General features: G+C 50.4%; 13 protein-coding genes. 4 read left to right on the top strand and 9 right to left on the bottom strand.

The window, feature by feature from the left end; translation table 11 throughout:
- Positions 1-35: 35 nt before the first annotated feature.
- Positions 36-782, bottom strand: a complete 747-nt coding sequence (locus J5069_RS18915; RefSeq protein WP_264645330.1) for an energy transducer TonB — start codon at positions 780-782, stop codon at positions 36-38.
- Position 783: 1 nt separating this feature from the next.
- A complete protein-coding gene (locus tag J5069_RS18910; RefSeq protein WP_264627500.1) occupies positions 784-1,191 on the bottom strand; it encodes an ExbD/TolR family protein in 408 nt (135 codons plus the stop codon).
- A gap of 543 nt (positions 1,192-1,734) precedes the next feature.
- Between J5069_RS18910 and J5069_RS18905 the strand changes: the two genes are divergently transcribed.
- Positions 1,735-2,244 carry a hypothetical protein gene (locus tag J5069_RS18905; protein WP_264645329.1) on the top strand — a complete coding sequence of 170 codons (510 nt, stop codon included), beginning with the start codon at positions 1,735-1,737 and terminating at the stop codon, positions 2,242-2,244.
- 165 nt (positions 2,245-2,409) lie between these two features.
- On the opposite strand, the gene hemN is transcribed toward J5069_RS18905, so the two are convergent.
- The 3 genes from hemN to yihI are packed head-to-tail and all read right to left on the bottom strand — an operon-like array spanning position 2,410 to position 4,543.
- Positions 2,410-3,783, bottom strand: a complete 1,374-nt coding sequence (gene hemN, locus J5069_RS18900; RefSeq protein WP_264645328.1) for an oxygen-independent coproporphyrinogen III oxidase — start codon at positions 3,781-3,783, stop codon at positions 2,410-2,412.
- A gap of 4 nt (positions 3,784-3,787) precedes the next feature.
- Positions 3,788-3,964: a high mobility group protein Z gene (locus tag J5069_RS18895; RefSeq protein ID WP_264645327.1), complete on the bottom strand. Its 177-nt coding sequence runs from the start codon at positions 3,962-3,964 to the stop codon at positions 3,788-3,790.
- A 3-nt stretch (positions 3,965-3,967) separates the two neighbouring features.
- Positions 3,968-4,543, bottom strand: a complete 576-nt coding sequence (gene yihI, locus J5069_RS18890; RefSeq protein WP_264645326.1) for a Der GTPase-activating protein YihI — start codon at positions 4,541-4,543, stop codon at positions 3,968-3,970.
- A 234-nt stretch (positions 4,544-4,777) separates the two neighbouring features.
- Between yihI and yihA the strand changes: the two genes are divergently transcribed.
- On the top strand, positions 4,778-5,386 hold the full coding sequence (gene yihA, locus J5069_RS18885; RefSeq protein ID WP_264645513.1) for a ribosome biogenesis GTP-binding protein YihA/YsxC: 609 nt from the start codon (positions 4,778-4,780) through the stop codon (positions 5,384-5,386).
- 344 nt (positions 5,387-5,730) lie between these two features.
- Here yihA and polA read toward each other — a convergent pair whose 3' ends face one another.
- The 4 genes from polA to J5069_RS18865 form a co-directional block, all read right to left on the bottom strand.
- Positions 5,731-8,520 carry a DNA polymerase I gene (gene polA / locus J5069_RS18880; RefSeq protein WP_264645325.1) on the bottom strand — a complete coding sequence of 930 codons (2,790 nt, stop codon included), beginning with the start codon at positions 8,518-8,520 and terminating at the stop codon, positions 5,731-5,733.
- Between the two features lie 503 nt (positions 8,521-9,023).
- Positions 9,024-9,647, bottom strand: a complete 624-nt coding sequence (gene dsbA, locus J5069_RS18875) for a thiol:disulfide interchange protein DsbA (protein WP_264645324.1) — start codon at positions 9,645-9,647, stop codon at positions 9,024-9,026.
- A gap of 23 nt (positions 9,648-9,670) precedes the next feature.
- Complete coding sequence (locus J5069_RS18870) at positions 9,671-10,657, bottom strand: serine/threonine protein kinase (protein ID WP_264645323.1); 987 nt, start codon at positions 10,655-10,657, stop codon at positions 9,671-9,673.
- Between the two features lie 68 nt (positions 10,658-10,725).
- A complete protein-coding gene (locus J5069_RS18865; RefSeq protein WP_195316213.1) occupies positions 10,726-10,995 on the bottom strand; it encodes a YihD family protein in 270 nt (89 codons plus the stop codon).
- A gap of 125 nt (positions 10,996-11,120) precedes the next feature.
- Here J5069_RS18865 and mobA point away from each other — a divergent pair, with 125 nt between their 5' ends.
- The gene (mobA, locus tag J5069_RS18860) at positions 11,121-11,696 is read left to right on the top strand and encodes a molybdenum cofactor guanylyltransferase MobA (protein WP_264645322.1); all 576 of its coding nucleotides are present in this window, start codon (positions 11,121-11,123) and stop codon (positions 11,694-11,696) included.
- Positions 11,689-12,210, top strand: a complete 522-nt coding sequence (gene mobB / locus J5069_RS18855) for a molybdopterin-guanine dinucleotide biosynthesis protein MobB (RefSeq protein WP_264645321.1) — start codon at positions 11,689-11,691, stop codon at positions 12,208-12,210. Before mobA ends, mobB begins: the two co-directional genes overlap by 8 nt.
- Positions 12,211-12,402 lie beyond the last annotated feature (192 nt).

The raw sequence follows: 12,402 nt of genomic DNA, 5'->3' as shown, positions 1-12,402 counted from the left end.
GTTAATCACCCTGATTCAATGTTGTATATAGGCGCTCACTGCGCTTGATAGTGGAATGTGGCTAAAAAACGTTTGGTGTTTTGCCCGGCAAACGCGTCTGCCGGAAATGGCCTGACCTGCGTGATGCTCTGTAACGTGCTGGTTGCCGCTCGGTTGAGCAGCATGCTGGCGGCTTTCTGGTTGATGCCGCTGTTGAGCACGCGGCCGTTGCGATCGACCTCCAGCCAGATTTCGACGTTTCCTTCCGGACGCTCCAATGACGCCTGACGCCCCGTTGGGTAACGTTTTAGCTGCTCAATCTGGCCACGCAGCGCCTGGATGTAGCTGTTTTCCAACGCCTGCGCGTTCACTTTCGGCGGCGCAGGCGCGGGCACAGCAGGGGCTGGCGCGGTGGCTTTTACCACGGCAGCTTTCACGGGCGAGGCAACGGGCATCGGGCGCGGCGCTGGAGCAGGCTTTGGCTTGGGCACCGGTTTAGGCTCGGGTTTGGGCTTCGGTTCGGGTTTCGGCGGCGGTGCCTCAACGATCGGTTCCGGCGTCTCGACCGGCTCTGGCTCCGGTTCTGGCAACGTTTCCTCGGGGGGCGTTTCCGGCTCTGGGGGAACGACCTCTTCTGGCGGCGCAGGCGGTGTGAGATCGGCGAGCGACAGCTCCATGACACTGTCGTCATACTGGGGCTGTACCTTGAGCGAGCTTTGCTGTGTCATCACCATCAGACCGGCAGCCACCACGGGCAGCGGCAACCAGCTGATGGCATGACGTGAACGATAAAACCAATACATGTCACTGCTTCCGCGTTGCGATTGAAACCGAGGTAAACCCACCTTGACGCAGGGTATCCATCACCGCGACCAGGCGCTCAACCGCCACCTGCTTATCGCTGTTAACGATAATGGTGGTGGTCTCTCCGGCCTGTTGCTGCTGTTTTAAGGTGCTGACCAAATCGGTAATCTGGATAGGTGAACCATCCAGTTGCAGTTGGTCTTGTTCACCCAAGGTGACGATGGCTTTTTTCTGAGGTTTTAGCTGTTGGGCGCTGCTGGCAGAGGGAAGCTGGGTTTTCAACCCCGTAGCAGGAAGGACGTTGATACTGATCAGGACGAAAAACACCAGTAAAAACATCATAACGTCGATCATTGGGATCAACTCGATATGGGCTTTGTTTCTTTTTGGTTCGTTCCAGTTTCGCATGTTCTCTCTTCCCATCGTTGGCGTACAGCGATGACGCGCAAGGATGATTGGGTCCCCAAAGATGGCAGCCACCACGGAATGGTTAGCAGCCAAAGCAAAGCGGCCACTATAGAGAGCGCATATTTAAATTTGTTTACACTTATGTGATTATTTTTTCATTACGGGTGGTTTTTTGGTGTGATTCTTTCAATATGACATGATTTTGATATTTTTCTTACAGGTGAGGGGAATATCCGAAAGGGTGCGCGGTTGAATCAGCTAAACGAGGCGCTGCAAACGGCACAACCTGACCATGCATGAATGGCTGAGAGGGATGTATAGATATATACAGATAACAATACGTTGATCTATTTATATTTCACGATTCAGAATTTGGCATAACCGATAATTTCTCATTACACGGGAAATTACCGATGAGAATATCATAATCAGGGCTTACGCTACTGTCTCAAATGAGATTATCAGAGCAGTTATTATTGCATCGGCATTGACACATATAATGTTGTAAAATCCTTTCCATATAATTAACGACGAGATATCAAAATGCCACGTCATTCACATGACATCTTGCATGATGAACTTCAAGGTTTTGATATATATAGATACATAGATATTAATTTCATTTTCTCTGATAAGATAAATCGACAAATAACCTTCAGGTTGATCTTCTGCAAATACGAATCAGGTAATGTTATACTTGATAAGTTTTTCAGCAAAGCATTGTCTACAATAACAATAAGCGTTATTAGTTTCTATAATATTGATGCAGAGAACAATGAAAAATGCGATGCCCTATTTGATAAGCCCTCTGCGGCACCGAAACTTACTATTTCAGAAACACGTTATCTTTACAGTACATTGGTTGACATCATTTTGAGAATAGCTGAGACTGAAGCTATTCATTTTTTGACCTTTCAGGCATACAGTGAAGCGCTACGTCGGGTATATGACAGGCTGGTAAAGCAGTATGCTGCTATCAAGAACCTTGAAGTGCACATAGAGGGGGCTTGTTATGTTATACGAACAGACAACACCAATGAAAACGAAAATTAACTACGATGCAATCAGGGCCGAAAAGAATGAGATGCTTAAGCGTTTTCTGCTGGCCAAGAAAAAGGCAGAACAGTCAGGTCAAATCGTAACTAAGCCTATTTGATTGATTTTTAGATAAAAAGGCTCCTTTAGGAGCCTTTTTTGTTTCCAAAATACCTTATTGCATCAAATTACACGCGAGAACTGTTGCGTCCGTGCTTTAGCACGCAGATAGCTGTCAAAGCACATGCAGATATTGCGGATCAGCAAACGGCCTTTCGGCGTTACTACAATTCCCGTAGGGTGCAATTCAGCCAGGCCATCCTGCACCAGCGGTGCCAGCAGGCGTAAATCTTCCGCAAAATAGAGACGGCAATCGATGCCGTAATCCGCTTCAATCGCCGCGTAGTCCAGACGGAAATTGCAGATAAGACTCTTGATCACATCGCGGCGAATGCAGTCATCGTGCGTCAAGCGCAAGCCGCGCCATAGCGCATTACCTTGTTCACCCACCTTTTCGTAGTAGGTTTTCAGCACTTTTTCATTTTGCGCGTAACTGTCACCAATCATGCTGATCGCCGACACCCCCATGCCCAGCAGGTCGGTGTCACCCTGCGTAGTGTAACCCTGAAAATTACGGTGCAATTTACCGGCCCGTTGTGCCAGCGCCAGCTCATCGTCCGGGCGAGCAAAGTGATCCATACCGATAAACTGATAGCCCGATTGGGTAAGCGTGGTGATGGTTTGGCGCAGAATCTCCAGCTTTTGCGCTGGGCTCGGCAAATCCGCATCTTTGATTTTACGCTGGGCAGCAAACAGTGTCGGCAAATGGGCGTAGTTGAACACGCTGAGGCGGTGCGGGCTTAACTCAGCCACGCGTTGCAGGGTGAAAGCGAAACTTTCCGGCGTCTGTTTCGGCAAGCCGTAAATAAGGTCGATATTGGTGGAGGTAAAGCCAAGCGCCTTGGCGCGTTCAATCAGCGCAAAGATAAAGGCCTCATCTTGCTCTCGATTCACCAGGCGTTGCACTTCCTTGTTGAAATCCTGCACGCCCATGCTTAGGCGATTAAACCCTTCCGCACGCAGGTGATCGAGAATATCCAGCTCGATTTCACGCGGATCGACCTCCAGCGAGGTTTCCACCTCATCCGCAAACTGGAAATTTTCGCGCAACAGCGCCATTAAGCGGCTGATTTGATCTTTATTGAGATAGGTAGGCGTGCCGCCGCCCCAATGCAGTTGCGTGACGATGCGCCCGGCGAACAGCGGCGCACGCTGGCGAATCTCCACGGCCAGCACATCAAGATACTCTTCGGCTTTGTGCTGCTGGCGCGTCACCAGCTTGTTGCAACCGCAGAAATAGCACAGGCGATGACAAAACGGGATATGAACATACAGCGACAGCGGCCGCTCCGGATAACGCGCTATCGCCTGACGGAATGCCGCATCATCATACTGTTCGTTAAACTCAAGCGCCGTGGGATACGAGGTGTAACGCGGCCCGGAATAGTTGTATTTTTGAATCAGGGCTAAATCCCAATCGACGTGTTGATCTTGCATGCTGTTACTCCTTCCGCTTGTATTTCCCGACAGCGCTTTTCAGCGGCAGCTTGCGCTGCCCTGTCCCGAACACGGCGCGCTGTATTCGCGTTTTACGCCGGGAAAGCAGCCACAGTTTAACCAACAGACACAGCAGATAACAGACAACCAACACCAAGATGAGAGACAGTAGCCCTTTCATCTATCAGAATACGTCTTTCGGGTTATTACGTTTGAGGATCTGCATCATGTCTTCCTGCTGCGCTTCCTCTTCCTCGTCATCCATTTCAATGCCCAGCTCATCCATCAAGGCATTGATACGATCGAGCGTGCTATCAACCCATTTCTGCTCGTCTTTGCTCAGCGTCTCACCGTTATCCAGACGCTCCAGCAGCGCATCGAGGCGATCGTCATTCTCCAGCAGAGCCAGTTCCTGCTCTGGGGTCAAGCGCGTTTCGACTACGGTTTCTGCTTTAGGCTGAGTACGTTGTGTATGAGCATTTTGCGGTTTAGTGGCTTGTGACTGTTCATCACTGACCGTCAGCGCGACAGGTTTTTTGCTGCCGATGCGCGGATCGCTTTTTTTCCCCTGACCGGATTGCTTTGCGGCATCCACCGCTGGGTTTGCACGGCTGCCCGCGGTACGACCACTGTGTTTTTTCTGACGTTTCCGTTCCCGGCCTTCGCTATTAAGCTCGTCGCGGGTTTTTCTCTTCACTTTAGACGTTGACGCCTTCGCGCCTGGGGCTTTGGAGCCCGGATTTTTCACCGGCTGTTTCATAACAACACTCTCAGGTAAACAGAAGATAATTGCGGCGGAATCTAGCAGAAAGGCCAGCAATAAAAAAGGGCCGGTGCGGCCATTAGGCGAATTCGCCTTGTGCAACAAAAGCTGGCACCGATAACCCCGCGTTTCGGGTCAGTTATAGGTATAATAGACCCAAAGCCCCCTATCCAGACAGAGATAACCATTGTGACCGAACAACAGAACACGAACGTGACGCATAACTACAATATGACGCATTTTGTCATCAGCGCGCCCGATATTCGTCACCTGCCTGCCGATAGCGGTATCGAAGTGGCGTTCGCCGGACGTTCCAACGCAGGAAAATCCAGCGCCCTGAACACGCTGACCAACCAAAAAAGCCTGGCGCGCACCAGTAAAACACCGGGACGAACCCAGCTTATCAACCTGTTTGAAGTCACAGACGGCGTGCGCCTGGTTGACCTCCCCGGCTATGGCTATGCCGAAGTTCCGGAAGAGATGAAGCGCAAATGGCAGAAAGCGCTGGGGGAATATCTGCAAAAACGCGCCTGTCTGCAAGGACTGGTGGTGTTGATGGATATCCGTCATCCGCTGAAAGATCTCGATCAGCAAATGATTGAATGGGCCGTGGCTGTGGAACTGCCGGTGCTCATTCTCCTCACCAAATCCGATAAACTGGCTTCCGGTGCGCGTAAAGCTCAACTGAATGCCGTGCGTGAAGCCGTGCTCGCGTTTGGCGGGGATATTCAGGTTGAAGCCTTCTCCTCCTTGAAAAAAGAAGGGGTGGATAAACTGCGTCAAAAACTCGATCTGTGGTTCAACACCCGTCCCTCAATGCAAGACGATGCGGATAATTAAGATTAACCGCCGCGATCGTTAGCGATCTTGCGGCGTTTTTTGACTCGCGCCCAATAAAAAACGCCCCAGTCACCGAAGTGACCGGGGCGGCTAATATTCAGCCAAATCCGATTACGTGAAGTAAAAGGTCTGAAAGATAGAACATCTTACCTCTGTACCCTACGTCGTTAACTCTACCCTATTTTTTCGTCAGAACAAAGGTTTTTTTGTTGTTTAGTTTCATAAAAAATGGCTATGGCTCACACAAAGTCAAAGCAAGTCACACAATCCTGTAGTTTAATTACAGAAATGAATAACGTAATGCGCATTTAATGTTCAGTTGCAACATCCTGTTTTTCTGTACATTAATGCGCCTCATCCCAGTTTTTACCTTCACCCACATCCACGCGCAGCGGAACGTTTAGTGACATACAACCTTCCATCAGGGTAACGATCTTTTGTTTTGCCGCATCCAGCACCGACTCATGTACTTCAAACACCAATTCATCGTGTACCTGCATGATCATATTCACCTGCGGCTGCTCTTGCTGTAGCCAACTATCGATCGCAATCATCGCCTTCTTGATGATATCGGCAGCAGTACCCTGCATTGGGGCGTTAATCGCGGCACGTTCCGCCGCCTTGCGACTCATCGCATTGCGTGCGTGAATATCCGGCAAATAGAGACGGCGTCCATCCAGCGTCTGCACGAACCCTTTCTCGGCGGCTTCCTGACGGGTTCTTTCCATGTACTCCTGCACGCCAGGATAGCGCTCAAAATAGAGGTTCATATAGCGCTGCGACTCGGCGCGAGGAATACCCAACTGGCGTGACAGGCCGAAGGCGCTCATGCCATAAATCAAACCAAAGTTGATGGCCTTGGCGCTGCGGCGCTGCTCTCCCGTGACGTTCTCCAGCGGCAAACCAAAAACTTCTGCGGCGGTAGCGCGGTGAATGTCCAGCCCCTCGGCAAACGCGTTGAGCAGCCCAGCATCACCGGAAAGGTGCGCCATAATGCGCAACTCAATCTGTGAGTAGTCCGCCGCCACGATGCGATACCCTTCAGGGGCAATAAACGCCTGACGGATGCGTCGTCCTTCGTCGTTGCGCACCGGGATGTTTTGCAGGTTGGGATCGCTGGAGGAAAGACGCCCGGTCGCCGTGACCGCTTGATGGTATGAGGTGTGCACCCGCTGGGTCAGCGGATTGATCATCAGCGGCAGCTTGTCGGTGTAAGTCGATTTCAGTTTCGCCAGCCCACGATATTCCAGAATACGTTTGGGCAGCGGATAGTCATGCGCCAACTCTTCTAACACTTCTTCATTGGTGGAAGGCGCACCTTTCGGCGTTTTCTTTAACACCGGCAGCTTCAGCTTATCGTATAAGATCCCCTGCAACTGCTTGGTGGAAGCAAGATTAAACGCTTCACCGGCCATTTCATGCACTTCAGTTTCAAGCTCGGCCAGGCGCGCCGTCAATTCCTGAGAATGTTGTGCCAAAATGCCGGCATCAATCAACACCCCCTGGCGTTCAATGCGAGACAGCACCGGCACCAACGGCATATCGATATCACGGAACACCGTCACCAGTTCCCCATGCTGTTGCAGCTTTTCCCACAGGGTTTGATGCAAATGCAAAGTGACATCCGCATCTTCTGCGGCATAGGTGCTGGCTTGCTCAACGGGAATCTGATTAAAGGTAAGCTGGTTCTTGCCCTTGCCCGCAATCTCTTCAAACGAAATGGTTTTATGTTGCAGGTAACGTTCGGCAAGGCTGTCCATATCATGACGGCCCGCCACGCTGTTTAGCACGTAAGACTCCACCATGGTGTCATACGCGATGCCACGCAGCTCAATGTCATAGCGTTTCATCACGCCCTGATCGAACTTCAGGTTCTGCCCAATTTTGCGCAGCGCGCTGTCTTCCAGCAGGGGTTTAAGCAATTCCAACGCGCGTGCTCTGTCGATTTGATCCGGTGCATCCAGATAATCGTGCGCCAGCGGCAGATACGCCGCTTCTCCCGCCGTCACCGCAAATGACATACCAATCAGATTGGCGCTCAGCGTATCCAGACCATCCGTTTCCGTATCAAACGCAAACTCTCCTGCCTTTTGGATACGAGCAATCCACGACTGTAAGGTCTCTTCATCCTGAATAGTGACATAACCTTCGCGGCTCAAGGCAACCGTTGCTTCCGCTTGCGGTTGCGCTTGTACCGTGGGTGTTGTTGGCTGCGAAACCTGAGATTGCCCTTTGCGCCCCTGCATCCAGGTGCCGCCTTCAACATCAGCCATCCAGCGTTTGAAATCATAGCGCTTAAACAGCCCGTGCAGTGCATCCACATCCGGTTCATTCACCGTCAGCTCAGTGCAGGTCAGCTCCAGCTCGACGTCAGTTTTGATGGTCGCCAGTTGATAAGAGAGGTATGCCGCTTCTTTATGCTGTTCCAGCTTTTGCGCCATGGTCTTTGCGCCGCGAAAGGAGAGCGTGGCGATCTTATCCAGATTACCGTACAGGGTATCCAGCCCGCCAAGCCCCTGAAGCAACGCTTGCGCCGTCTTTTCACCCACGCCCGGCACTCCGGGAATATTGTCCGATGCATCCCCCATCAGGGCCAGAAAATCGATAATCAGCTCCGGCGGAATACCGTATTTGTCGCAGACTTCTTGCGGCCCAAGCACCGTATTGTTCATGGTGTTAATAAGCGTGATCGTCGGTGACACCAGTTGCGCCATGTCTTTATCACCGGTGCTGATCAGTACCGGCGTGCCTGCGCTTTCCGCCTGGCGCGCCAGCGTACCGATCACGTCATCCGCTTCCACACCGCTGACGGCCAACAACGGCAGCCCAATAGCACGCACCATTGCATGCAGCGGCTCAATCTGCGCACGCAGATCGTCCGGCATCGGAGGGCGGTGCGCCTTGTAGTTTTCGAACAGTTCGTCGCGGAACGTTTTTCCTTTGGCATCAAACACCACGGCGACGTGGCTGGGGGAGAACTGAAGCAATAGGCTGCGCAGCATATTCAGCACGCCATACATGGCACCTGTCGGCTCGCCTGCGTTGTTCGTCAAAGGAGGAAATGCGTGGTAGGCACGGTATAAATACGACGAGCCATCGACCAAAATTAACGGGTTTTGCGGAATCTGAACCATGTTCTGTCATGACCTATGTCGTCCATCATGGCGCTAAGCATGCCATAGCTCAAAGCAAGAGACGAACGTTAACGCATAGAAAACCGCAAATCTGCCACACGCAAAGCAAAGGCCTTGTGGATAACTTTGTGCATAGAAAGAGAAAATCAGAATGATGCTGATGTTACATCAAAAAGCGATTCCCATATTATGGATTTTTTTCAGCAAGATAAAAAAATGGTCCCGGTAAATATCCGTAATACAAAAAACATTTTTTTTGTGGATAGATATTACTTAAACGCTTATTAAACGCCACCGACGTGAAACCCGCGTAAAGGAAAAGGGATATATTATGGCGATATACCCTAAATAATTTGAGTTGCCGCGAGGCGGAAAGTGAGTAATCCCACGGCGCGTACCAAGGCGTAACTGTTGGTGGTGAATCAGCACAGCCAGCGCACCGACAACGTCACGAATGATGGGTATAACTGCGCCTGTCACCAGGCGCAGTCACGCAAAAAGTATTATTTTTTCTCGATGAGGAATTTCACAACATCAGCATATTGCTTCACATATGCATCCATTGAGCTGGTATCCAAACCGTCGCTTTTCACCATATATTTGCCATTAACAAACATGGCCGGCACACCGCGCAGTTGCAAATCAGCGGCGGCTTTTTCTTGCTGGGCAACCAGAGATTTAACCACGAAGCTATTCAATGCACCGTCATAATCTTCAGCTTTAACACCCGCCGCCACAAACACCTTGCGAATATCATCCGTGGTTTTCAGCGTTTGGCTTTTTTGCACCGCATCAAACATTAACGGGGTGATTTTATCTTCTACACCCAAGGCGATGGCAACTGCCCAGGCCTGGGTCAGTTCTTTGCCAAACTGCCCGAGAAAATCAACGTGGTAACGGGTAATTTTGGTATCCGCAGGCAGCACCTTACTGACAGCTTCAGGAATATGGTAAACCTCGGCGAACTGATAGCAATGTGGGCAGTAGAACGAGAAAAACTCAAGCACCTGAGGTAATTGAGGTACCGGTTTATTAACTTCAACGTACTGTTTTCCGTCAGAAAAATCTGCCGCTGATGCACCGAAGGCCAACATGATGCCCATTAATGCCGCAAATACACTCTTCATATAACACGTCTCTCCGTTAAACATCAGTACATGGACAATAGCTGTAAAGGAGGCTCCTGTAACAGCTTAACCTGTTCAGTAAATATTGCTGTTTGCCTGAACCAGAAATCATCATCTTTTATCCAGGGAAAGCTCGGGGGAAATGCCGGATCTTCCCAACGGCGAATAATCCACGCTAAATAATGCACCATTCGCATCGCTCGAAGCGGCTCAATTAACGCCAGCTCTTTTTCCTGAAACGCCATAAACTCACTATAAGCTTCAAGCAGAATATCGAGTTGAATTCTCTGTTCCTGACGCTCACCATGAAGCAACATCCATAAATCCTGCACCGCAGGTCCGTTACGGGCATCATCTAAATCGACAAATAGCGGGCCGTCACGCCAGAGAATATTTCCAGGATGGCAATCGCCATGCAATCTGAGAAAAGCAGCATCCTGTGTCCAATAGCGTTTTACCATTTCGATAAGTTGCTGGGTGGACTGCAAAAAGGAATCTCGGCGCGCAGCAGGAATAAGTTGCGTTTGCGTCAATAGCTGATAAGGCTTGTCGAGATATTCCTCAACCCCAATGGTGGGGCGAGCAACAAAAAGCCCTTTTTGCCCCGTTTGATGCCAACGCCCGAGAAAACGGCCAACGCCTTCCAACTGATCGTCATTGTCCATTTCATATTGCCGCCCTCCTACGCTCGGGAAAACGGCAAAATAAAATCCATCATAACAATGCAGCGTTTGACCATTGAGCTTCACGGGTGCCACAACGGGCACCTCATCTTCAACCAATGCCAGGGCGAAATCGTGTTCTTCCTGAATCTGCGCCTGCGTCCACCGTTCAGGACGATAGAATTTAACGACAAAACGGCGCCGGTCTTCATCCATAAATTGATAAACCCGGTTTTCATAGCTGTTGAGCGCCGTCAAACCGGAATCAACCCGAATACCTACCGCAAAAAGCGCATCGATAATCAGCGAGGGAAACAGCGTCTGAAAATTAAACACTGAACTTTGCATAGCCGTCATCATTACTCGCAATAGGAATTAAAATAAGCGTGAAAAAGCGGCGCCTATCGATAAAAGCCTCAGTCCTTGATAACACCCCGGGCACGCAGCAGTGCTGTTTTGAAATCTTCTTCATAATCCTTTTTCAAGCCAGGGATGACCTGCTCTTTATCCGCGTCACGCATTTTCAAATGGTAAATCAGGATATCATCTGTCAGCTCACTTAGCTGCCCCTGGAACCCCGCCTCCTGTGCAAGTTTTTGTAAAAATTGGACCAGATTCAGGTCCGGATCTTTTTGCCAGGCAGGATGCAGTAATTCGACCAACTCGTTAACGCGATGACATTTCATGGTTTAATCCTCTTATACAGATACTGATATCACCTTAGCAGCCTTAATCACGGGTGGAAAGCGCTTGGCGTCAGGAATTATTTTGCCCAGAATAGAGCCTCTGCGGCGCGACAAAGAGGGATCACATGATCACAGGCATCATTCTGGCAGGTGGCCAGGCCAGCCGGATGGGTGGGCAGGATAAAGGACTATTAACGTTGCGCGGCATACCGCTCTATCAACACGTGTTAACCCGCCTGAAACCCCAGGTGGATCGCGTGTATATCAATGCCAATCGTAACCAGTCTGTTTATCAGGACAGTGGCTGCACCGTGTTTAGCGACTTACCGAACGGCTTCTCAGGCCCTTTGGCAGGCATCTTGTCCAGCCTGAAGACCATCGAGACTGAATGGGCCGTTTTCGCGCCTTGTGATGTCCCGAATTTACCCACCGATATGGTGGCGAGACTGTGGCACGGCAAACAGCAAGCCTATGCCGCCTACGTAAACGATGGTCAGAGAGAGCATCCAACCTTGTTGCTTATCCATCGCTCCATGATCTCGAAACTTGAAACCTACCTGGAACGTGGCGATCGTAAGCTAATGCTATTTCTGGCAGAGATCGAGGCGATTCCCGTACTGTTCACTGATTGCCCTTTGGCATTTCAAAACCTGAACACCCCAGACGATCTCTCCAATTGGCAAGAGGCCAAACATGACTGAGTTGCATCACCCCCACCTGCTTGCTGTTAGCGCTTATAGCGGTACCGGGAAAACCACCTTGCTCACCCACGTGATTCCGCTCCTCAAGGAGAAAGGACTACGCATTGGTGTGATCAAGCATACTCATCATGATATGGATATCGATAAACCCGGCAAAGACAGCTATGAGCTGCGTAAAGCAGGGGCTGCGCAGACGCTTGTCGCCAGTAACCAGCGCTGGGCGCTGATGATGGAAACACCGAAGGCCGAAGAGGTGGATCTCTATGAAATGGTGAGCAAAATGGATGTTGATACGCTGGATTTGGTGCTGGTTGAAGGATTTCGACACGAAAAGGTGCCTAAGATCGTTCTTTCACGCAGAGGGTTGAGCAAGAACGCGCATGATTTGTTAGATAGCTATGCCGTTGCGATTGCCAGCGATGATGATGCAGATCGACAACTTTCCTTGCCCTGGCTGGATATAAACGATCCTAAACAGGTGGCTGACTTTATTGAAGGTTGGATCCGCGGGTAAATTCACCCATGTCTGATGGTAAATGACTGACGCTAAAAACCACGCACAGCAAAAAGGGCTGTCCTTTCGGACAGCCCCTTCGCTACTTTTCATTACCAGACACCGTCTGATAACTGATATAAAAGCCTGGCAGTTCCCTACTCTCACATGGGGAAGCCCCACACTACCATCGGCGCTACGGCGTTTCACTTC

It is taken from the genome of Candidatus Symbiopectobacterium sp. NZEC127 (assembly GCF_025962675.1).
Classification (GTDB): domain Bacteria; phylum Pseudomonadota; class Gammaproteobacteria; order Enterobacterales; family Enterobacteriaceae; genus Symbiopectobacterium.
Note: the sequence above shows the minus strand (reverse complement) of the source record. Positions and strands in the feature narration are given on the sequence as shown.